Source organism: Planctomycetaceae bacterium (assembly GCA_041398785.1).
Classification (GTDB): Bacteria; Planctomycetota; Planctomycetia; order Planctomycetales; family Planctomycetaceae; genus JAWKUA01.
This window is the reverse complement of sequence record JAWKUA010000032.1, coordinates 33,116-55,956: the sequence shown is the minus strand read 5'-3', so window position 1 is coordinate 55,956 and position 22,841 is coordinate 33,116. Positions and strand designations below refer to the sequence as shown.

General features: G+C 59.5%; 18 protein-coding genes and 2 CRISPR repeat arrays. Of the genes, 13 read left to right on the top strand and 5 right to left on the bottom strand.

The window, feature by feature from the left end:
• The 3 genes from R3C19_24895 to R3C19_24885 form a co-directional block, all read left to right on the top strand.
• A partial coding sequence (locus R3C19_24895; GenBank protein ID MEZ6063601.1) for a 3-hydroxyacyl-CoA dehydrogenase NAD-binding domain-containing protein occupies nt 1-1,414 on the top strand: 1,414 nt, incomplete at its 5' end.
• 111 nt (nt 1,415-1,525) lie between these two features.
• Nucleotides 1,526-2,689, top strand: coding sequence for an acetyl-CoA C-acyltransferase (locus R3C19_24890; GenBank protein MEZ6063600.1), 1,164 nt, complete (start codon nt 1,526-1,528; stop codon nt 2,687-2,689).
• A complete protein-coding gene (locus tag R3C19_24885; GenBank protein MEZ6063599.1) occupies nt 2,682-4,391 on the top strand; it encodes an AMP-dependent synthetase/ligase in 1,710 nt (569 codons plus the stop codon). Before R3C19_24890 ends, R3C19_24885 begins: the two co-directional genes overlap by 8 nt.
• Nucleotides 4,392-4,462: 71 nt before the next feature.
• On the opposite strand, the gene R3C19_24880 is transcribed toward R3C19_24885, so the two are convergent.
• Nucleotides 4,463-5,350 (bottom strand): polysaccharide deacetylase family protein, encoded by an 888-nt coding sequence (locus R3C19_24880; protein ID MEZ6063598.1) that lies wholly within the window; start codon nt 5,348-5,350, stop codon nt 4,463-4,465.
• Nucleotides 5,351-5,515: 165 nt separating this feature from the next.
• On the opposite strand from R3C19_24880, the gene R3C19_24875 reads away from it, so the two are divergent.
• From R3C19_24875 to R3C19_24850, 6 genes are all read left to right on the top strand, one after another.
• Nucleotides 5,516-6,130 carry a TetR/AcrR family transcriptional regulator gene (locus tag R3C19_24875; GenBank protein MEZ6063597.1) on the top strand — a complete coding sequence of 205 codons (615 nt, stop codon included), beginning with the start codon at nt 5,516-5,518 and terminating at the stop codon, nt 6,128-6,130.
• A gap of 461 nt (nt 6,131-6,591) precedes the next feature.
• Complete coding sequence (locus R3C19_24870; GenBank protein MEZ6063596.1) at nt 6,592-7,629, top strand: DUF1559 domain-containing protein; 1,038 nt, start codon at nt 6,592-6,594, stop codon at nt 7,627-7,629.
• A 386-nt stretch (nt 7,630-8,015) separates the two neighbouring features.
• Entirely contained in the window at nt 8,016-8,426 is a 411-nt protein-coding gene (locus R3C19_24865; GenBank protein MEZ6063595.1) for a hypothetical protein, read from the top strand.
• Between the two features lie 167 nt (nt 8,427-8,593).
• Nucleotides 8,594-9,919 (top strand): PhoPQ-activated protein PqaA family protein, encoded by a 1,326-nt coding sequence (locus R3C19_24860; GenBank protein MEZ6063594.1) that lies wholly within the window; start codon nt 8,594-8,596, stop codon nt 9,917-9,919.
• A 166-nt stretch (nt 9,920-10,085) separates the two neighbouring features.
• Nucleotides 10,086-11,801 (top strand): hypothetical protein, encoded by a 1,716-nt coding sequence (locus R3C19_24855; GenBank protein MEZ6063593.1) that lies wholly within the window; start codon nt 10,086-10,088, stop codon nt 11,799-11,801.
• Nucleotides 11,802-11,869: 68 nt separating this feature from the next.
• Nucleotides 11,870-12,865 (top strand): alpha/beta hydrolase, encoded by a 996-nt coding sequence (locus R3C19_24850; protein ID MEZ6063592.1) that lies wholly within the window; start codon nt 11,870-11,872, stop codon nt 12,863-12,865.
• Between the two features lie 1,119 nt (nt 12,866-13,984).
• On the opposite strand, the gene R3C19_24845 is transcribed toward R3C19_24850, so the two are convergent.
• A complete protein-coding gene (locus R3C19_24845; GenBank protein ID MEZ6063591.1) occupies nt 13,985-14,197 on the bottom strand; it encodes an AbrB/MazE/SpoVT family DNA-binding domain-containing protein in 213 nt (70 codons plus the stop codon).
• A gap of 871 nt (nt 14,198-15,068) precedes the next feature.
• Between R3C19_24845 and R3C19_24840 the strand changes: the two genes are divergently transcribed.
• Together R3C19_24840 and R3C19_24835 are read left to right on the top strand one after the other, a co-directional pair.
• The gene (locus R3C19_24840) at nt 15,069-16,694 is read left to right on the top strand and encodes a hypothetical protein (GenBank protein ID MEZ6063590.1); all 1,626 of its coding nucleotides are present in this window, start codon (nt 15,069-15,071) and stop codon (nt 16,692-16,694) included.
• Complete coding sequence (locus R3C19_24835; GenBank protein MEZ6063589.1) at nt 16,642-16,866, top strand: hypothetical protein; 225 nt, start codon at nt 16,642-16,644, stop codon at nt 16,864-16,866. Before R3C19_24840 ends, R3C19_24835 begins: the two co-directional genes overlap by 53 nt.
• Nucleotides 16,867-17,638: 772 nt before the next feature.
• A CRISPR array of direct repeats spans nt 17,639-18,440; the repeat unit is 27 nt; unit sequence GGGGCCGGCGTGTTTCAACGCCGGAGG.
• 10 nt (nt 18,441-18,450) lie between these two features.
• Nucleotides 18,451-19,049: a CRISPR direct-repeat array (repeat unit 36 nt; unit sequence GCTTCAATGGGGCCGGCGTGTTTCAACGCCGGAGGC).
• Nucleotides 19,050-19,240: 191 nt separating this feature from the next.
• Here the strand turns inward: R3C19_24835 and cas2 are convergent.
• Nucleotides 19,241-19,534, bottom strand: a complete 294-nt coding sequence (gene cas2, locus R3C19_24830) for a CRISPR-associated endonuclease Cas2 (protein MEZ6063588.1) — start codon at nt 19,532-19,534, stop codon at nt 19,241-19,243.
• A gap of 69 nt (nt 19,535-19,603) precedes the next feature.
• Nucleotides 19,604-21,430 carry a CRISPR-associated endonuclease Cas1 gene (gene cas1, locus R3C19_24825; protein ID MEZ6063587.1) on the bottom strand — a complete coding sequence of 609 codons (1,827 nt, stop codon included), beginning with the start codon at nt 21,428-21,430 and terminating at the stop codon, nt 19,604-19,606.
• 270 nt (nt 21,431-21,700) lie between these two features.
• On the opposite strand from cas1, the gene R3C19_24820 reads away from it, so the two are divergent.
• Nucleotides 21,701-21,964, top strand: a complete 264-nt coding sequence (locus R3C19_24820) for a hypothetical protein (GenBank protein ID MEZ6063586.1) — start codon at nt 21,701-21,703, stop codon at nt 21,962-21,964.
• The gene (locus tag R3C19_24815; protein MEZ6063585.1) at nt 21,948-22,310 is read left to right on the top strand and encodes a hypothetical protein; all 363 of its coding nucleotides are present in this window, start codon (nt 21,948-21,950) and stop codon (nt 22,308-22,310) included. Before R3C19_24820 ends, R3C19_24815 begins: the two co-directional genes overlap by 17 nt.
• A gap of 179 nt (nt 22,311-22,489) precedes the next feature.
• Here the strand turns inward: R3C19_24815 and R3C19_24810 are convergent, their stop codons facing one another.
• The gene (locus tag R3C19_24810; GenBank protein ID MEZ6063584.1) at nt 22,490-22,837 is read right to left on the bottom strand and encodes a hypothetical protein; all 348 of its coding nucleotides are present in this window, start codon (nt 22,835-22,837) and stop codon (nt 22,490-22,492) included.
• Between the last annotated feature and the right edge of the window lie 4 nt (nt 22,838-22,841).

The window sequence follows — 22,841 nt, the reverse complement described above, 5'->3', positions numbered from 1 at the left end:
TCTGGTAGCGCTGAAAGCGATTCGTGACGGGATCAATCTTCCGCTGGATCAGGCACTGCAGGTGGAACGTGATGCCGCTCTGGAGATCATGCAGTCTTCTTCCGCGGCGAATCTGATCGGCGTGTTCTTTCGTGGAAATGCGGTGGACCGGAATCCGGGCATCGATCTGCGAGCGGTGCCGCCACGCGACATCGCGCGAGTCGGCGTGCTGGGCACCGGACTGATGGGAGCCGGCATCGCCACCGCCAGCGCACGTCGCGACATTCCGACAGCCATGGTCGACATCGACAACGATCGTATTGCGGCGGGCCTGCAGGCCGCGTCCAAAGTCGTCGAAAGCCGGATCAAAATCGGCCGGGCCACCACTGACGATCTCGCCCGGATGCTCGCGATGCTCAGTACGTCGACGTCGCACAGCATCTTCGCTGACTGTGACATCGTGGTTGAAGCGGTTCCGGAAAATGAGGCACTCAAGACGAAGATCTACGGTCAACTTGCGGAAGTCATGCGCGGCGACGCGATACTGGCCAGCAACACATCGACGATTTCCATTTCGCGCATGGCCAGGTCGGCTCCGGCGGCCGAACGTTTCGTCGGCATGCACTTTTTCTCTCCCGTCGACCGCATGGCTCTGGTCGAAGTCATTCGCGGCGAACAGACCAGCGACGAAACCGTGTCGACCGTTGTCGGTCTCGCCCGGCGGATCGGCAAGACGCCCATTGTCGTTAACGACTGCGCCGGATTTCTGGTCAATCGCGTTTTGATGCCCTACATGGCGGAAGCCGTCCAGTTGCTGCTGGAAGGCGCGCCGATGGATGCGATCGACAGGGCCGCGACGCGGTTTGGAATGCCGGTCGGCCCGATCGCACTGCACGACATGGTGGGCATCGACGTTGCTTACTTCGCCGGAGACGTGCTGGTCAAAGCCTATTCCGATCGCGCTCTGCAGCACGATATTCTGAAACAGATGGTGGAACTCGGACGACTCGGGAAAAAATCCGGCAGCGGGTTTCGAAAATACGTCGGCCCCAAAGGCAAGCCTGCGGACGATCCCGATTTCGAATCCGTCCTCGCCGCGGCTCGCGTTGATTCGAAATCACACACCACTGAGGAAATCACCGACCGGTTGTTTCTGGCAATGCTGCTGGAAGCCGTGCGGGCTCTGGAACAGAGCATCGTTTCCGAGCCGGCGCACGTTGATATGGCGATGATTCTCGGAACCGGATTTCCGCCGTTTCGAGGCGGCCTGCTGGCATGGTGTGACAACGAAGGAGCCGCCGCGATTGTCGATCGTGCCGCGAAGTACGAGTCTCTCGGAAAACGGTTTGAAGCTCCGGAGATGCTGAAGCAGATGGCGTCGTCCGGCGATCGCTTCTATCCGCTGGAGGTTCCGAAAACAAAGTTCGGCGGCTGATGCACGCGGAAAGGACAAATTGGAAAACGGCGCATTAACCGAAACAACAGTCGCCGAAACAATTGCACGGGCAGCCCTTAACAACCAACCGCTCTCGGGAATCTCATCAATATGACCAGTGCCGTCGTCACGCATGCCATTCGGACACCCATTGCGAAGGCGTCGCCGGACAAGGGGTTGTTCCGCGATACTCGTTCCGACGATCTTTCCGCGGAACTCATGAAAGCGATCGTTGACAGGTCGGGCATCGATCCGCACCTGATCGAAGATATTCGCTGGGGCTGTGTTCAGCAGCAGGGCGAACAGGGGTTCGACATCGCTCGCAACGCCGCAATCATCGCCGAACTGCCGATCGAAGTCGGCGGCGTCACCATCAATCGCAACTGCGCATCCAGCCTGCAGGCGATCAACGACTGTGCGATGAGCATCGCGGCCGGATGCGAAAACATCCAGATCGCCGGCGGTGTTGAGCACATGCACCATATTCCCATGGATAAGGATTACAACCCGTCGCCGCGACTGTTCCGCCGTAACAGCGAAGCGATGATGAACATGGGCATGACAGCCGAATACCTGGCCGTGAAGTACGAAATCGGACGTCAGCAGCAGGACGAATTCGCGTGTCGCAGCCATGAACTTGCCGATCAGGCATTTCAATCCGGCGCGTTCAGCGATGAAGTTATCCCGACCTGGGGACGCGACGACGAAGGCCGCAGAATCCCGCTGACTCGCGACCAGTGTGTTCGGTCCGACTGCAGCGTGTCGGCGCTGGCGGAACTTCCGCCGGTGTTCAATCCTCACGGCGGCTCGGTCACGGCCGGAAACAGTTCTCCGCTAAGCGTGGGAGCGGCGGCTGTGCTGATGATGTCCGAAGACAAGGCCCGCGAACTCGGAATGAAGCCTCTGGCTCGCGTGAAGGCGATGGCCGTCGCGGGCGTCGAACCGTGCGAGATGGGAATCGGACCTGTTCCGGCCGTTCACAAGGCTCTGAAGCGAGCCGGCCTGTCGCTGGACGACATGGCCTGCATTGAAATCAACGAAGCGTTCGCCGTGCAGGTGCTTTCCGTATTGAAGCGGCTGGGTATCGATGAAAAACGCGTGAACACACGCGGCGGAGCGATCTCCATCGGACATCCTCTGGGAGCCAGCGGGTGCCGCATTTCGGTCACGTTGCTGCACCGGATGCAAAGCGAAGGATGCCGGTACGGACTTGCGACGATGTGCGTCGGCCAGGGGCAGGGAGTCGCCACAATCTTCGAACGGCTGGGTGATTGACGACAGAAAGAGTCCGATGGCCGACGGCACGCTTTGTACCATGCACCGCTCCGCCGCCAGCGCTCTCGGGCCGCGCATTGCAATTCGTTACAAGCGAGACGGACTCTGGCACGATCTGTCCTGGCACGACGCACGAAATCTTGCCGACCGAGCGACGTTTGGCTTGCTGCAGCTTGGCATCAATCGCGGCGACCGCATCGGTATCCTATCTGAAAATCGTGTCGAATGGATCCTTGCGGACCTGGCCGTGCTGTCGTGCGGAGCCGCCGGCGTCACGATGCATGCTCCGCTGACACCCGAACAGGTCGCCTATCAGGTCGGCCATTCGCAATCGCGGGGAGTCATCGTCAGCGGCGCAGAACAGGCGGCGAAGGTGTTTGACGTTCTGGATCAGTTGCCAGACCTTGAGTTTCTGATCTCCTTCGAACCGCTGCCCGAATCTCTGCAGCCGTCACGGGAGCTGGAACTTCGGACCTGGCCGGAAGTGATCCACAACTGTCTTCCGACGGATGACTGGAAAGACCAGGTGCTGGACCGAGAAGACACCGTCACCAGCGACGACCTGGCCACCGTGATTTACACCAGCGGCACGACCGGCAATCCCAAGGGAGTCATGCTGACTCACGACAACCTGCTGACCAACGCCGTCGTCACAGGAACGACGGGAGGCTACGACGCGTCGGCCGTGATTCTCAGTTGGCTGCCCTACAGTCACATCTACGCCAGAACCGTTGATCTGTACCAGACGATGTACACCAACGGCACGATCTGCGTCGGCGGTCCGGTCGATGTCCTGCTCGACGATCTGACGATGACGCATCCGACATGGATGACGGCGGTGCCGCGGTTCTACGAAAAGGTCTGGTCGTCCGTGGCCTCGCTGCCGCTGGATGAACGCCGCACCACACTCAGAAAGCTATTCGGCCCGCGTCTGGATCACCTGTCTTCCGGCGGAGCTCCGCTTCCCAAATACATCGCGGCAGGACTTCAGGAATGCGGCATTCCTCTTTACCAGGGCTACGGCCTGACGGAATCGTCGCCGGTGATCAGCTTCAACAATGTGTTCGCCAATCGCCTTGGTTCCGTCGGCCGGCCTCTGCCGGGTGTGGAAGTGCGGATCGCCGCGGACGGCGAAGTGCTGACTCGCGGACCTCACGTGATGCGGGGCTACTGGCGCAACACTGAAGCGACGAACGAAACGATCGCCGACGGCTGGCTGCATACGGGAGACGTCGGCACGATCGATGACGACGGGTACCTGTACATCACGGATCGCAAGAAGGACATCATCGTCACGTCCGGCGGAAAGAATGTGGCTCCCACGGAAATCGAACGGCTGCTGATCAGCGAACCGTTCATTGATCAGGCCGTCGTCTACGGCGACGCGCGACCCTTCATTTCCGCGCTGATCGTTCCGAACGCCGCGATGCTGGACGACGAATGCCGGCAGCGCGGCTGGTCAGTGGACGTCGAAGGCGACTTCATCACGTCGCCGGACATCGCCGCGTTTTTCGAACAGAAGATCGCCGCCGTGATGCAGCCCGTCAGTCCGCCGGAACGAGTCAAGCGGTTTCTGGTGCTCAGCCGACCGCTGTCGATGGAAAGCGGCGAACTGACCGCCACACTGAAAGTGCGCCGCCGGTTCGTCATCAGCCAGTTCGAAGGTGCTCTGGCAGCTCTGTACGACGCACCGGGTTCGTAATTTCGTCGACCTTGCCGCGGCGGATTCTGTCCGTCATCGAGAGTCGTGTTGCCGTTCGCGGAGTCACGCCGCTACTTCGGTGCCGCTTTTTCAGAGACCTGCCCGCGAAACTGCTTCCACGTCAGCAGCCCGATCTTCTGTTCCGACAGAAAGCTTCGCATTTCGTCCGACGTGAAGATTCGACGATCACCGTCCCGGCGAGCGGAGCTGTTGGTGATCGCACGCAGTTCTTCGTTGTCGATCCCGCAGTGAATGATGAGTTCGCTGACACCGGGTTTCAGGTTCTTCAAAGACTCGTAGTAGCTGGCGGTGCGCTGCTCGTGAGTATCCCCGCCATAAAACTGCGACAGCGAATCCAGCACCGGCAGACCGCTGGCGTCCAGTGTCCTGACGATCTGATCGGCTGCCTCCTTCATCGCCGGATACTGAGCCGCCGTGGCGTCATCCAGTTTTCGAATGAACAGGATCGGCAGGTTGTAGTCGATTCCCAGGCGAGCATAAACTTCCACCAGATCCGGCCGGCTGACGAGTGCTCCCATGTGAGTGTCCAGATGCGACAGCGGAACTCCGAACGCCTTCGCCCGATCAATTTGAGCCCGCAGCTCCGTTTCGACCTCTTCCGCACGGACGTTAGCGGCAACCTGAGCCACGTTGTCCCATAGGTAACCGTTCTCATCGATTAAACTGGGCACCTTGTCGCGAGATGTCACAGGCCCCCAGCGGTAATGATTCCACTCCGCGTTCAGCGTCAGATGAATGCCGTAGTCGTATTCCGGATGATTCTTCGCGTATTCCGCAAACTCAGAAAACCACGGGCAAGGAACCATGATGCTGGCCGACGTGACGATGCCGGTTTCCAGAGCTTCGATCGTAGCGACGTTAACCGAATGTGACATGCCGGCGTCGTCGGCATGAATGATCAGCTGCCGCTCCTGGCCGCCGCAGAACGCATTGTTCATCGACAGGATTCCCGCGATCAGCAGTGTTCGTATGTTTCCCGCGTGCATTTGCAATCGGCAATCGTGTTGGCTATTTTCAAAAAACTGAAAACCGACCGACCGGACAGTCGGGACGCCTGGAGCTAACCAGAATACTCACCACTTTGCAAGGGCCTGCAACTCGCAATGACAGCCACGTCGCTGGAAACACTGCCGACCGAAAAGCCGCTGGAGCGTGATCGCACTGCTGAGATCTACCGGGCAGCGGCGGAACTAATCGTTCAAAAGGGACTGGACGCCACGTCGATGAATGACATCGCTCAGGCCGTCGACCTGACGAAACCCGGGCTGTACCACTACATCACCGGCAAGAAGGATTTGCTGTTCGCGATCATGCAGTTCGCCATGGACACGGTCGAATCGTTCGTGATTGAACCCGCCGGGAAAATTGCCGATGCCGAAGACCGTTTGCGGTTCCTGTTGAATCGCCACGCCGGAATGACCGAATACGTCCGCGAAATCACGATTCTCACTGAAGAACTGCCCGCTCTGAATCCGGACCATCGTCAGCACATCATCGCCCGAAAACGGCATTACCTGAATTTTCTGCGGCAGTGCCTGAATGAGCTGCGGTTACAGGGAAAACTGCGAGACCTTGACGTTGATGTCGCGGCACTCAACGTACTCGCCACGGTGCTGGGAATCTCACGCTGGTTCGACCCAGGCGGCCGCCTGTCCGCGGAACAAGTCGCCGAAGAAACCAGCCGATTCATCCTTGCCGGTCTGCTGAACAGCGAATAGCCGCCAAACGCCACCGAAGCGGCTTCACTCGTTCCAGTGGCTCATGGCTCCAGCCCTGGAACGCCGTGCCCGGCAAGCTCTGCCTGCCGATCCACTCGCAGTGAAACATGACCGTTCGGAAATCGGAACGTTTACGGCAGTGCGTTCCAAGGCAGGAGTCGCTGGAACGCGGCGCGATGGACTGACCGATGCATGTCCATTTGAATTCGTTTCAAGCGCTTGCTAAGCTTGAGCCGACCGACCGGTCGGTTATTGCGTTGTTCGCTTAAGAATGCACCCGCACCGCAGATGCTCCGCAACTTTGCCGTCACTGGCGGGTTCCTGACTCGCGGATGCGTGCGCGATGTTCATCAGGATTTCGCAGCGAACACCGTAATCATCTCACACGTATCGTTTACTGTGTTTCCTTCGGTTTGTAGTTCGGGATCTTCTTTCCCCAGTCCTGTTCAGGAGCGTGTTCGATGCGACAAGACAAACGAAACCTAAAACGCGCGAGGGGCTTTACGCTCATCGAATTGCTGGTAGTGATTGCGATCATCGCAATTCTCATCGCGCTGCTGCTGCCGGCGGTGCAACAGGCGCGTGAGGCTGCTCGGCGGACTCAGTGCAAGAACAATCTGAAACAGATGGGTCTGGCTCTGCACAACTATCACGATGCCCACCTGTCGTTTCCCTTTGCCTGGATGCTGGGAGCCGATTTCAATTCCTCCGTCTGGAGCGTGCAGATCCTGCCTTATCTGGAACAGGCGAATCTGTGGCGTGAACTGGACCCCAACATTCCCGCGTATGACCAGGCAGCGGCATTCGGATTTGGCCCCGCATCATCCATTGCCCGCCAGCAGGCGGCCATCAAGACGCCTCTGCAGGTCTATCTTTGCCCGTCGACACCGGGAATGGTTCTGCACACGTACGACTTGACTCCGGCCGGCTTTCCTCTAACCTGGACCGCTGCTCGCAGTGACTACACGCCGACCACGGGAGTTCGTGCCGGAATCGCGGTGATCGCGTACAAAGGAAATCCCGGCGGCAACCGCGGCGGTGCTATGAACGCAGTCGGTTTCAACCCGTCCAATCCCACGGGTAGCAGCGACGATACGACCAAAATGCGCGACTTCACGGACGGGACGTCCAACACGATCGCCGTCGGTGAACGTGTGGGAGGAACCACCATTTACGACAGTCGGCATCAGGGAAATGGAACTTATACAACCGTATTGGGAACGACGAACGGCGGTGCCTGGTCCGATCTTCTGAACGGAGAGAACTGGATTGCGGGTGCCCTCTACGACGGTACGCCTTCGCCATTCGCACCTAACGGTGGACCGTGTCCGATTAATTGCTCGAACGCCCGTGGAGCCGGACTTTATAGCTTTCACGTTGGTGGAGCTCAGGTGTTGCTGATGGATGGTTCCGCTCGTTTCCTGAGTGCCAATATCGACGCGGGAATATTTGCCGGGCTGATTACTCGCAGCAAGGGCGAAGTCCTGGGCGAATTCTGACACGCAGGCTGACGCGACGTCCGGAGTGCCGGTCGCTGTCCACTGCGGCCGGCGTTTCCGCGGCACCCTGAATCGCTGCGTGCGGCCTTCGGCCACAGGCTGAGCGATTCAGAGGCAGTCCGGTACTGACGTAACCAGGGTTGTGTCGGCCCGTCGGTACAGAAACGCAATGGAACCAGTACTCCGGTTTCCGGATGAACCAGTTTGACAGGTGTTTCATGAATTTTGTGACTGAGAGAATTCGGACGGATCGGAGCCGCCGACAGGCATCTGCCAGCCGGTTTATACCGCGAGCGGGGCAGAATGAGACATTCGGGCTCGCGGGAGTAAGAAGAGCGAAAAGTATCGGCGTCGGCCGCGGCCAGTATATATTCATCGGCACTATCATGTTGCTGTTGGCCGGCTGTTCGGGCGAAGAGCCGCCGTATCGCAAGGAAACATCCGGGCTGACCGGGCAGGTATTCGTCGATGGCGTTGCGGTTCCGGCGACAACGCCGCTTAAGGTCGAATGCCACAACGTTGCCGGGTTCGATCAGGAACACACGACGATTTCCTCCGCTCTGACCGGCGAAGATGGCAAGTTTGAAATTTCCACCTATGAAACGGGCGATGGTGTTCCGGAAGGAGACTACGTGCTGACATTCATGTGGGGCAAGATGGACCTGTTCTCACGAAGTTACAGCGGCCCGGATCAACTGAAGGGAAAGTATTCCGACGAAAAGACGTCCACATTCAAAGTGACCGTCAAACGCGGCGAACCTTCCGATATGGGACGAATCGATCTCGTGACGAAGTGATGCCGCGCCGCTGAGCGTTTTGTCGCGGATCGTGGGGTGTCGGCGGCGGAATCCGTTTTGTCCCACACAGCAATGTGTCGCCGCTTGCGGAGTGACGATTCGGGCGGCCGGGCGATTCTTGGTCTTTCAGAGTTTTTCCTTCGGACTTCTGCGTTGTGGGGGATTTCATGAAGTCGGTCGCTGCGTTATTGCTTCTGCTGTGTTGTGTCGCCGGTCACGTTCAGGCGGACAATTTGAAGACTGCTCCCGGCGGCGGCGTCCCCGACGCGATATTTCGTTACGTTGGCCGACCGGAACCGAAGTTTGAGTGGAAGGTGACTTCAAAAACGAAGTTGGACGCCGGAACTGTCTACCAGTTGTCGCTGACTTCACAGGAATGGCACGATATTGTCTGGAAGCACGCCGTCGAGATTTATGAACCGAAGGATCTCGCGTTTGCCAGCCATGCCCTGCTGTTTGTCACCGGCGGCAGCGTCCCCAGCGCGCCCGACAGGGATGATATGAGCATGGGCCTGCAACTGGCCGCCGCCTGCGGTGCACGCGTCGTCATGCTGCACCAGGTGCCGAATCAGCCACTGTTCGGCGGCCGGAAGGAAGACGATCTGATTACGGACACGTGGCTGAAATATCTGAATTCCGGTGACGATACCTGGCCGCTGTTGTTTCCGATGGTCAAGAGTGCCGTCAAGACTATGGACGCCGTCCAGCAGCTTTCGGCCGAATGGGATCAGCCCGTTGAACATTTCGTTATCACCGGCGGTTCCAAGCGCGGCTGGACAAGCTGGCTGACTCCCGTTGTGGATAATCGCATCGTCGCGACGGCTCCGATTGTGATCGACGTGCTGAACTTTCGTGCTCAGATGAAGCATCAACTGGACACGTGGGGCGAATACAGCGAACAGATTGTTGACTACACCAGCAAGGGACTTATCAAGGCGCCCGATGTGGAAGAAACGCCTCGCGAAATTGCCCTGCGAATGATGATGGACCCGTATACCTACCGCAAACAGTTGACTCTGCCAAAGCTGCTGATCGTCGGCACAAACGACCGTTATTGGGTCGTCGATTCCATGAATCTCTACTTTGACGACCTGTCGGGAAGCAGGTTTATCCGGCAGGTTCCAAACGCCGGCCACGGCCTTGACGACGGTCGTGATGCGGCGCTAATGACTCTGGCGGTCTTCTTCCGTCACGTGGCGGCCGGTGTGGAAATGCCGAAGATTTCCTGGGACTTCACCGAAGGTTCTCAGGGTCTTTCTCTGACAATGACCAGTGACCAGCAGCCGGCCAAGACGCGACTCTGGGTGGCTCATTCCGCCGACATGGATTTTCGTGATGACCAGTGGGAATCGCAGGAACTGGATGTCATCAACGGCAAGAGCGTTGGCAGAACTGCTGTTCCCGAATCCGGCCACGTCGCGCTTTATGGGGAACTGGAGTACGACTTTCACGGTCAGCCGTGGTCGATCACCACGCTGGTTTTCCGTCGATAGGATGATCCGCTGTCGGTGTACACGCACGGTCGGTGTCTCATCGTGAGTCCGCAGCGACGGAACATTATTTCCGGAGTGACCGCTTGAAACCGGTGGCATGGGCCGGACGTCGGTGAAAACCATATCCGTCATGATCGATTCCTGCGCGTACGAAATGAGTGGCTGCATGAGGTTTCGAATCTTCCGTAGCGGCTTCGTCATCGCCGCCGTTCTTGCCGCGGTTTGGTGTTCCCACATGGTCAGCGCGGGCGACATGCCGGACGCGCCAAGTTATCGCGGTCTGGTCGTCGGTCGCGCAACGCTCGATGAGGTGCGTGCAGCACTCGGTGACTCGCCAGTCGAAACGCGCTCTCCGCAGGATCTGCGCTATCCGGCGGTCGGCAATCCGGCGCTCAGCGATCGGCTGTACTTCCGGAATTCGCGGCTGGAACTCGTTACTGCGGCATCAGCGGATCCAGACTATCCGGACCGCGCGACGATCGAACGAACGCTGGGTGTTCCGGAAGCGGAGGTTCTGTTTCAGACTCAGCAGTATCTGGACTACACGCAGCGCGGACTGAAGTTCATCTGTCGCCCGGACGGTGCGACGACGGGTGTCATCTACTTTCAGCCGCAGCCGCGGCGAGTCCCGGTCGATCATCCAAACGCACGAATCGACCTGCGCCGACAACTGCAGGCGCCGCCACGGTCAGGGGTGCCGATGCAACTGCGTGTTGGAACGGCTGAGGAAAGTATCGCTCCGGAACGCTTCGATGACCTGCTGCCGGACGGTAAGGGATCGCTGCTTTCGTTGGGCGAAAATCTATTCGCGCGAGTGGCCGTGTTTGAACGTGGCGAACGGAAAGTTGTCATCGCCGGCCTGGACGTCTTCGGGCTCGGGCCGTGGGATGTTCAGAAGCTTCGCGATTCGCTTGCGGAGAAGGGGTTTCCGAATGTGATCATCGCGATGTCGCACACGCACGCGAATGTCGACACGATCGGATTCTATGGCCACTACCCGGAACGCTACGCGGCGAGAATTCTGAATCGGACGGAAGCCGCCGTGATGAACGCGGCCGCGAACATGACCGGGGTCGCCGGGCTGCGGCTGGGTTCGTCGGAAATGCCGCTTGATGGCGGCCGGGTTGTTGACCTCGTGCGAAACGGGCGCGATCCGGGAGTTCTGGATCCCACGGTCAACGTGCTGCAGGTAATCGGCGACGACGGCAGGCCGATCGTCAACGTGATTCAGTTGGCCTGCCATCCGGAGGTCATAGAACTCGACAAGACCCGTGCTCTGTCGCCGGACTTTGTCGGAACACTCTGCAGGGAAACGTCGGCGCGGCTGGGAGGGCAGTCGGTATTCCTGAACGGCGCACTGGGAGGCATGCTGACTCCTGACACGCGATTTCGAACTCAGGCGGCCGCGGAAGAGATGGGGCGACGGCTGACGGAGTTTGTCGTTCAGGCAGCCGCCAATTCGGTCGCTTCCGAATCGGAAACACTGTCGATCGAAACGAGAACCGTTGAGTACCCGGTGACGGGAGAATCCGTTCGCACGTTCCTGGAAAACGCGCCGGGACCGGTCGAAATGCACGACGGTCATGTGCGCACGGAAATGAGCGTCGTCTGGATCGGCGATGCACAGTTCATCACGGTCCCCGGCGAACTGCTGCCGGACATCGGCTTTCGGGTCACTCAGAAAATGACCGGTCGCCTGAGGGCCATCATCGGCCTGGCCAATGGCGAACTCGGCTATCTGGTTCCGAGTTTCGACTTTCGAGTCGGCGGTTACGAAGAACGCACCGGCCCCGGTTCGGCCGGAGGTGAAATCACTCAGGCCGTGGGTTTGGAGCTTGCCGTCACGCGGCCTGACAACCTTTCAACAGGAAATCCGGAATGACGTACCGAGTCCTCCGCCGGCGACCTTGTCCGATCAGACGCCTTCGTTCGACCAAACATCTGTCGTCGATGATTGCCATTGCGCTTGCCGCGGGCGTCACCGTGCAGTCACTGGTTCCAGCGTCCGGTGAAGAACCGCCGGACGGCTATTCGTCGGCAACACTGATCAAACTGGCCATCGCCAGCGGACAATTGAAGTTGCTGGACCGGGAACTGCCTGTTCCCGAAACTGTGCAGGTCACTCGTGGAATCGAATACGGAACAGTCGGCGACGCGTCGCTGCAACTGGATCTGTACGCTCCCAAAGGACTTAAGGACGACGTTCCCGTGCTGGTGTTTATTCACGGCGGCGGATGGAAGGGAGGCAGCCGCGAAGATTATCACTACTACGGTGTTCGATTTGCCGAAAAGGGCTACGTTGTGGCAACGATCAGCTATCGGCTCAGCGGTATCGCTCCGTTTCCGGCAGCCGTTCAGGACGCCAAGTGCGCTGTGCGATGGGTCCGCAAACATGCCGCCGAATATCACATCGATCCGAATCGCATCGCTGCTGCGGGAGGTTCTGCCGGCGGACATCTGGTGATGATGGTCGGCTATTCGTCGGATGTTCCGGACTTTGATCGCAGCGGCGGCAACTTTGATGTCAGCAGTCGAGTTCAGGCCGTCGTGAACTTCTACGGCCCGGTTGATCTCACAACGCCGTATGCCCGCAGCCACGAACTGGTCACCAGCTTCATTGGCCGGTCCTACGATGACGCTACGGAAGCGTATCGGTCCGCGTCGCCGCTGACGCACATCACCAGCGACGATCCGCCAACGCTGACTTTCCACGGAACGCTGGACGATCTCGTTCCCGTGGAACAAGCCGATACTCTCGACGCAGCGTTAAAGAAAGCCGGAGTGGAATCGCGCTACGAACGTCTCGAAGGCTGGCCCCACGGAATGGACCTCGCCCAGGTTGTCAACGATTACTGCTTCAATCGAATGCTGGAGTTCTTCGATCAGACCTTCGACATCAAGCGCCAGCCGGCAGCCGGCACAGCGAGTTCACCAACCGACCAATGATCGCGCGTTGAAACCACGCCGCCGCGACCGATCGCAACACCAGTCAGCCTCGCGACGTCAGTCCGCTTTCGCGCGTCGCCCGACCGTGCCGTATCGGCGGACCGTCAATGGCTGCCACGCGGACGGTTGACTTCATCGCCGGGGCCGGGCTCGACTCACGACGCCGTTCGTCCCGTCCGCGTGCCCGTGACAATGCCGTTCCTGCAGAACAAGCTGCTCATGTTGCCGCTTCGGCCTCTCGACTGCTCGCGCTGCACGGCCGCCGCCATGACGGTTGTACTCGCCGGTTGCGACGCCTGAGCGACAGCTGCGTTCGCGGGCTTGTCGTCATCGGCCCGAACCATTCGCCCCGCCGGCCCCGCGACCGTCATCACGGCCGTCGCACACATCGGCGCATTCAACACACACTTCTTCAGCGCGAATTCTTCATCACAAGCCTGCTGTCAGCAATCCTGAAAGGCCACACGTGTGATCGGACATCGATCACTCTTCGGGATGTCACGCCGGAGCCGGCCTGTCTGTCGCGCGGTGACTGCGATTTCGTCGGAGTTCCGTCCGAAACTGTTTCGGCGAATAGAACAACAGCCCGCTGCGGGGCAGCGGGCTGTTTAATAAAGTCACACTGTTTAACGGCATTTCGATTAACGGCGTTCCGGCAGCAGGCTCGAAGTCATCGTTCCGAGCAGGCTGCAATCACACACCTCCCGCCGCGCGGAGGAATATACTGGCCGCGGCGGACGCCGATACTTTTCGCTCTTCTTACTCCCGCGAGCCCGAATGTCTCATTCTGCCCCGCTCGCGGTATAGTTGAGTTACAGGTTGCGGAACTGGTGGCGTCCCGTCACCAACTCTATTCGACCGACATAGTCGACCGTTGTCAGTGGATTCAGCAGTTACGAGCGAGCCGGTTCTCGCTGGACAATATCAAAGAGCGGCTCTCCTGAAATCGCACGATCAAACGCATCACTATCCCGGCTTCGATCCGATCGATCCGCATACGGTGGCCCGACCTGCCTTGAGTCCTTCAGTCGGTGACCGTGTGACAGATCGACAGTGCCGGAGGATCGTCAGTTTGACTCAGCACGAAGCCCGCTCGTTCCTCAGCGGAAACGGAGCAGCTCAGTTCGTCCGACCACTCACCATCAGCCGAGACAGGCTCTCGAAGTCGCCCTGAATCCGGACGATCAGATCGTCGAGATGCTCCAGCCGGATGCCTTCGTCAGTCCGAATCCAAGCCAGTTCACTTCCCGGAGCCGCCTGCATCGCGTCACGCCGCTCCACGGGCAGCGGCACTCGACCTGACTTATCGACCTTCGTTTTCCAAACCGGCACCGATCCCGAAATCTCCATCCTGACCATCCACACTGATTGCCGTTCCTCTCACTAAAGCCACATTCGCAGCAAACTGTCAATGACTCTCTGAATGGCAGCCGACCGGTTCTGGACGATCCTCAGCATCCGGAGCACTCCCCTCCCGCATCGCGCAACCACGGCGATGTCGCGCCTCGTCACGCCCTGAAACTCCGGCCCGCGACCGTCGGTTCCGGACTCTGGGCATAGCGCTGGCGGAGATTCCGGTCCATCAGAATTGCAGGACGGATTCACCGTGCATCCATCCACCCCGTGGAGAAGTCGGGCCATCGGGCTGCCGTAAATTCACGTGGAGGACGTCGCGAATCCCGAACGATGTCGGTTTCGGGCATCCTGGCCTGGTCGCCGGCCGGGTCATTTCGGGCTTTGCTTCGCTCGCACCACCGCTCGCACCACCACCACACTTCGCAAGCCGCAGACGTCGGTCTCCAGGAAATCTCTCGTCGCCGGAAATTCTTTGTCCGGAATTCCCGTCAACTGCAATTAATGCGCTATTGGCGACGGCAATATCAGTTTTCCGTGCTCGTATGAACCCTGAGAACGTCTCCGAGAAAAATGTGGGGCCGGTTGGGACATGTGCCGCATACTCTGCCGGCTGCATGAAGTGCGCCGATTTCACGCCCCGAAGCATCGAGCTGTGTACTGACTCGAAGATTCCAGCAACACCCGGAATCACGAACTCCGGAATCCATCGTTCGCTGTTGCGAATTGCTGACGTGAGCTTTCTGTATTCTGTCGCCCTTCACGGAGTCTGGAAATGACTGAGATCGGATTCGTGCGGAACGTGTGTCGTCGCCTTTCAGGATCGGCGGATCAGCGTCGGCGAAGAGCGATGCGAAACAGCGCGAAGTGTGCTGCGGAGTTGTTCGAGGCTCGGTTGATGCTCAGTGGCAGTCCGATCTGGGTCACCAACACTCACGATTCAGGACCGGGTTCTCTGCGTACCGCGATTGATACGGCGAACGCGGCTCCCGGCGAAGACACCGTCCGCTTCCGCCCTGCAGCGCGAGGCACGATTGAATTGTCCAGTCAACTCGTGATTACGGACGATTTGCTCATTGATGGCCCGGGAGCCAGCAGGCTGACGATCAGTGGTGAGGATGCGACGCGAGTCTTCCTGGTCCTGCCGGCAGAACTCGCCGACGACCCGTTCGTCACTCCGAGTCAGGCGGTGATTGACTCAGCGCCCGACGTGACGATCCGAGATGTGACCATTGCGGACGGTCTGTCCACCGACGCTCCCGGCTACGCGGAGGGTGGGCCGTTCGCGTTTGGCGGCGGACTGTACAATCTGGGCGGAACTGTCGAACTGGTTCGTGTGGAGTTTACAGGCAACACGGCGAGCGGCCTGGTGACGGCGGGAGGCGCGATTGCTAACGAGTTCGGCGGCACGTTAAACATTTCCCGCAGTGAGTTCGCGGGGAATTCGTCAGACGGAGTCCTGATCGGGGCCGGCGGAGCCATCACTTCCGACCTCGGAGCAACCGCGGAAGCCGTCTCGTTCAGCGTCGAGGGATCCGGGAACGCTCCGCAGGGTGTTCCGTTGCCCGGGCAGGAACCACGACCGCACGATATCGAAGGGACATTCACGATTGGCGGGACCACACTGACTCACACCGGCATGGGAATGGTTCAGACGGACACGGCTGACTTAATGACACTCACGGGAGAATTCGGCAGCGCTGCACCGTTTGTCTTCACGGATTCCGACGGAGATTCGCTGGTCACACAGTATGGAAGAACCGAATTCGGAGCGGCCGAACCGGGATTCTTCAAACTGACGGTGAGGGGTCCGGCAGAAGGCGGTTTAAATGTACTGGTGCAAGCGCACTGGATCGCCGAGTTCGTCGTTCAGCCGGACTCGAGCACCGGCAAATACGCCGGCGTCACCGGCAGCTGGATCATGGACGCGTACTCGGACCCATTCGTACTGGGCACCTCCGAGCCCCTTGATTACCGATGGGAAAGTCGGGAAGGCGCTGAATTGCGGTTTCCCAGTCAGTCGGGACAGCCCGAGGTCCACATTGACCGCAGTTCCTTTGTGCAGAATTCGGCTTCTGCTCAACTGGGGCACTTCGAAGGCCAAGCGTTTTCCGGTCTGGGCGGTGGCGGTGCAATCCTGAACATCGCCGGAGTGTTGAACGTTGAACGCAGCGAATTCCTTCGCAACACGGTCACGGGAGGCACCGGGACCGGCGACGCAGTCAGTGGCGGTGCGGGATTTGGCGGAGCCATCAACAGCAGCGATGTATCGCCATTTGGATCGGCACCGTCGGAATTGATCGTGGAAAGCAGTACGTTTGTGAGCAACTCAGCCCTTGGAGGCAGCGGCGGTGATACGGGGCTTGCGGGTGGACCAGCTGGCGGCGGGCGCGATTTCGGTTTCCAACGGCGGAGACGCTCGGTTGCATCGCAACACCTACGCCGGCAACCGAGCCATCGGTGGAAACGGAACTGAAGGCGGCGACGGCGGGAGTGCCTCCGGCGGCGCGATCGCGGGACTCGCCGGGGCCAAACTGAGAGTTCGCGACGACGTTTTCCTTGCGAACACGGCTCAGGGCGGCAGTGGCGGCGCAACCGGTGTTGGCGGCATTGGTCAGGGCGGCGGTCTGGGCGCTCTTCCGAATTGAACTGGCTGGCTGGTTTCCGACGTCCGCCGCCGCGGTTTCCTCATCGTCGTTCCTGCTGAATACGCGCGGGGCGGCGATGGAGAAGTTGGTGGCAACGGGCAGGGCGGAGCACTCGCCGCCGCAGACGATTCGACTCTGACGCTGGCCAGGAGCCCGTCATCATCAACCGCGCCATCGGAGGTTCCGGCAGCGAGGAAGACGGTCTGGGCCTCGGCGGCGGAGGCTTCAACGGCAGCAGCAACCCGGACAATTTGGAACTTGATTTCCTCTCGCTGTTCTGGATTCAGTTCAACCAGGCGTCGGATGACGACGACGCGATCTTCGGTCCGTTTGGCTTGCTGTAACCGCGCCGCCACGGACTTCCTGCGTGTGCTCCAGCCCGCAGGTTTCGTGAGCGGCGGACGACCAGCTGCCGTTGCGGACGCTTACAGCGTCTGCACGGTGGCCGGTGGTGCCACCGCGCATCTCTGTTCTCGTCCGTTGCTTGCCGAAACGCGTTCAGAAGGTGGCAGTCCGCCGGTTCAACCGCCGGTTTATGCTGGCAGAGGCGGACACCGATGCGTTTCGCAACTTTACTGCGATGAGCCTGAATGCCTCATTTTTCTCCGCTCGCGGGGATCAGCAGTTTCGAACTGGTCTTCTTCTTTGCAATCATGACCGGACAGTTGCGTGAACCCGGAGTCGGTCAAATGCGGCTGGCAGACTGTCAATCAATGAACGGTCGCTGCGCCGGCCCCCCGGCATCTGAATTGAAGACAGTTCTTCACTGGAAGCTTCAATGGGGCCGGCGTGTTTCAACGCCGGAGGCGGCAGTCTGAATCCTGACAAGATTCTGATTGACGAGCTTCAATGGGGCCGGCGTGTTTCAACGCCGGAGGCAAAAGAGCATTGCCAGTTCGAAAAGAGGCGGACGGGGCCGGCGTGTTTCAACGCCGGAAGTCCGCACATCCCGGAAGCCATCGACGCCGTCGGCTTCAATGGGGCCGGCGTGTTTCAACGCCGGAGGCCGAGCCGAGGACTTGTGGACAATGCCGGCTGACGCCACAGCTTCAATGGGGCCGGCGTGTTTCAACGCCGGAGGCCAGTCGGAACACTGACTTTGCTGTCCGCCCTCCGTCGCTTCAATGGGGCCGGCGTGTTTCGTTCGGATGTTTCCAGAGAAGTCCGCATAACATGCTTCAATGGGGCCGGCGTGTTTCAACGCCGGAGGCGAGGAGGAACGGACAACCCGTCAATTCATTCAGCTTCAATGGGGCCGGCGTGTTTCAACGCCGGAGGCCACTCGTGTTCGTCGTCTCCGGCTGTCGTTATGGGGCCGGCTTCAACGCCGGGGGCCGGCGTGTTTCAACGCCGGAGGCGTTTCAACGCCGACGTACCGGTGGCAGACAATGCTTCAATGGGGCCGGCGTGTTTCAACGCCGGAGGCTGCAACGGCAGAGGATGTAGGCATGGCAGATGAAGTAGGCTTCAATGGGGCCGGCGTGTTTCAACGCCGGAGGCAACGTCAACTACTCCACACAGCCAGGCTTTGAAGAGGGGCTTCAATGGGGCCGGCGTGTTTCAACGCCGGACGCCGAGAGGCACGCTTCAATGGGGCCGGCGTGTCAACGCCGGAGGCTACAAAAGCCCCGTAGTGTATCCGCCGGCAGGCTTCAATGGGGCCGGCGTGTTTCAACGCCGGAGGCTTTTTGCTGTCCTCATGCCCAGCATCTGGAAGAGCCCATTCGCTTCAATGGGGCCGGCGTGTTTCAACGCCGGAGGCCACAATGTCCCGGCGGAACGCTGACCAAACGTTTTGGGTTCAATGGGGCCGGCGTGTTTCAACGCCGGAGGCTCAGCAAAGGTCGGAAGGGTTCGCTTCAATGGGGCCGGCGTGTTTCAACGCCGGAGGCCTGCCCCGCCAAACTGTGGCTGCGGCTCAAAAACTGGGCTTCATGGGGGCCGGCGTGTTTCAACGCCGGAGGCGAGTAACCATCGGTCGGAGTTCAGGCCGGGGTTCGCTTCAATGGGGCCGGCGTGTTTCAACGCCGGAGGCGTTCCCGTCATCGCACACGCTGTATCCGGCAGCCCAGCGCTTCAATGGGGCCGGCGTGTTTCAACGCCGGAGGCGACTTCGGCCGACGTCATCATCAGCGGCTACGGATCAGGCTTCAATGGGGCCGGCGTGTTTCAACGCCGGAGGCCGCTCGCGTCGCTATTCCAAGCAGAATAACGGGTTACGAACGGTGTTGCGAGTGGTGCCGTCCACTCGCGTATCGGTGCAGCCTGATAAAGCATAGCGAAGTTCTAATAGGTTGCCAAAGAACAGGTTACGACTGCGAGGGGTCACGGGGGTTTTCGCGCCACTTCACCGCTCGAATCCCAACCCGGGACGTCAAAAAACGATCGGACGCGTCGAATCAGGCAGTTCACGCGGAATGCCCCAGTACTGAAGGCAGTCTGACCCGCGTGTTCCGCTGACACCGAGATTCGCCACGAGCAGTCTGTCTTCGGCGAGATTCAGAAGCTCCCAGAGACGTTCAATCAACTGATGTCGTTCTTCACGCGAAAGCTCACAGCGAAACACGGAGTATTGTAGCGATTCGCCGGCTCCCTGGAGAGCCTTGTAGACTTTTCGCAGACGTTTTGGGTCAGAAACGTCGTAACAGATGAGGTAGACGTTCTTCATGAGTGCGTTCCCGAAAGCGCGTTAACGAAGCCTCCGTGGCCAAGACATTGAGTTCGGTACGGAGACGAATTATCGGGTACAGAACGGGACGTACTCAGACAGTTCGCCGGTGACGGTTCTTGCCAGCAGCCGCATCTGAACTTCCAGGATACGGCGATAGCTGACTCGGTAGCCGAACGTCGGGTGAGTGACTTCCTGTTGCAGTCGACGCTCAAAGGCGGCAATCACGGTCTTGCGGCCGCTGTCAGTCATCGTCACAGCACCCGCGCGCTGTATGAAACTCCGTTCATCGACTTCGCCATTGTTGAAAACCATCAGCGCCACGGAATCGGCGATCAGCGGCCGGTATTCCTCCGCGGCGTCCAGCGCGAGACTCGGACGGCCATAGCGAGGCTGATGTAAGAAGCCCAGCATCGGATCAAAGCCGATGCCCTGCAGCACGACCGTGAGTTCCTTAACGAGCAGCGAATAGACGAAGGACAGCACTGCGTTGACGGGGTCTCGCGGAGGCCGCCGGTTACGACCGTTTACGTCGAAGCCGTGGCGATTGTTCAATAGTTGAAAGAAGCCCGAGAAGTAGGTCTTCGCCGCCATACCTTCGAGGCCGAGAAGGGTTACTGCGGTGGTGGCTCGTTCCGCTTTGCGACGGTAGTCGTCCAGTTGATCGAGCGTCAACGGAGAATCTCCGGCGAGGTGCCTTCGCAACAGCGTTCGGGAATTGCGGATCTTGCCGCTGATGATCGGCCGGGCGATCTTCAGAGCAGCGTCGGCGTCCGCAGCGATCTGAAATTGGCGGATGCGGAGTTCGACGTTCTTGTGTACCAGTCCGGTGGTCATCCCGTGAAACCAGCCGCCGTAGCTGAAATGGCAGACGGGAATTCCGCGAGTGTTCAGTTCCCGCAGGGCCTGGGCGGTAACCATCACGTTGCCGAACAGACTGACCTGCGAAACGTCCATCACGCGGCGCTCGCCAACGAGTTCGCCGCGTTCCTTGATCGTCAGGCGATCACCGGATTTCCCCAGAGTCGCTCCCTGAGCCTGAAGATACAAGGGCAAAGCATCATCGCGGGCAGGGAGCAGCTTGCGGACGCGTCCGTGGTCTCGCGGCGGGTCACCGGCGAGCGGGACCGGGGTTTCCGTCAGCAGGTTCGTTTCGTCGGGCAGGCAGATGCCGACCAGCGAACATCTGGGGCATTTGGGACTATCGACCAGCGGCGGGGGCAACTGACCGGCAGCCGCTGTTCGCCGAAATTCGTCGCGCAGCTCACGAGTTCGCGCGATGAGTGCGTCGGTGAACTCGATGGTGACTCGCTGTTTCGACGCGATAAAGTAAAGGACGCCGCTGTCACACTGAAAACCATTCTCTCGCAGGATCAGCCCCTGAGCACAGAGTTGAACACGTTCCGGTTCGTAGGCACCTTCCGGAATCTTCGGTGCCTTGCCGCGTTTGTAGTCGACGGGAGTGGCGACGTTGCTATCGACCTCCGCCAAATCCAGTTTCGCAATCAAGCCTTCAACGGGAGCTGACAGTTCCAAGGATCGGGCATGAATCGGTTCTGGCGGCGAATCTTCGTCACGTTGTTCCTTCGCCACGGGACTCTCGACCGTTTTCCGATCGGGTTTGTCCACGCGACGATGCCCGAAGGTTCCCTCCATGGTTTCCAGGTTACTGGCCCATTCGCCGTCCACCCATTCGAGATACCCGAGACGCGGGCAATAGGTGAATTCGTTGAGCATGCGGACTGGAATGAGTTCCGGCAACGCATTGTCGCAGGCTGTCTGACCGGCTTGATCGATGCTCGCCGTCGCGTTCTGAGGTGCGTCAGGTCCGATGCCCAACTGCGGATTGTCGGAGCGCGGACGTCGCTCGTTCGCACCGTTCACGGAATCAATCATCACGGCCCTCTCTTCAGAGATGAAGTCATCGGGCCTCCGTGCTGGTCGGTCGATTCCCCCACGTTGACCGTGACCGCCACGCAGAGTCAATAACGAAACTGCGGTGCCAGCGATGTTCTTCCGGAGCAGCAGATCTGCGGGCTGGCCGTGGAGTTGCGTTTCCTTGGACCGCGTGAGCGGCGTGAGCATGAGTGAATCTTGTCGAGCTTTCCGTCGAGCAACTTTTGAGTGAACGAAATTGATTGATAGAATCTCGCAAGGAGAATTTTCATGACGAACACGAACGAACTTGACGACTTCGCTGAGCGCGCTCAGACGTATTACGATTCGCACCTGAAAGCTCGCCTGGAGTCGGAACATTTCGGTGAACTGATTGCTGTTGAGCCCGAATCGGGTGAGTACGTGCTGGCAAGTCGATTCCGCGAACTCGAAGTTGCGTGCTTCGAGAAATTCGGCCTTAGGCCGACGCACATGTTTCGAATCGGTGGCGGCGGTGCGGTTCGAGTCGGGGGCAGCCGTGCGCGGATTTCTTGACGACAACAACGCCGCATTTCTGACCGTCGATTTTGGCCAGGGGCCGATGCACTTCCAGATCGACACAGGATTCGACGGGGCGCTGGCGGTTGGCGACGGCTTGTTCGACCCGTCGAAAACTCTTGGTCATGCGGGCGACGTCATTGCCGACCTGGCAGCCAGTCAGGTGTTTCGTTATGACGCCTGGTTCGTTGAGTTCGTGTGGATGGAGGAAGAAACTCGCACGCGAGTTCTCGTCGCACCCGGAACCGACTGCCTGATCGGGACCGCGCTGCTGACACCTCTTCGACTGGAAATCGACTATGAACAACGGACCGTGGAGTTGATGCGCGGAAAGAGCTGGTAACGTGGCTTTCGCCAAATTGGCGACGTCTCGATTTCTGCCGAACCGTTGTCAAATTCCCGCGCTTCCAATTCTCGCTGTGCTAGCTGACGTGACGCGGGTTGCCAAGGCATCCGAGTTTCAACCGTAGCGGAGGTGTCACCACCTGCGCACAAGAGAACTGGCGCGTGTCTCCAAATCACTCAGCCACGGCTTTGATAATCAAACAGAGCCGCCAACAGCAGGTGTCCATTCGGGAGCGGTTTGGAAAGCTCCACGCTGCGAGCAGCGATGGCAAACAGTTTGCCGTTCACCTTGCAGATAAAGTCCAGGTCGTTGTCCGTCGTAGACGCCGTCGTCACCTCCACAACGTCAACCACCTGCCCGAGCGCCTTGCCCTTGAAGGGTGTCACCAGTTCCTGCATGGTCATCTCAACCAGAGCGCCAATGACTTCATCCCCGTAACAATCCACTGTCGCTTCTTCGTAGGCTTCGGACACATCATCGGCATCGAGGGTCTTCCACCAGGGTTTGGGAGGTTTTATTGGCATCGCG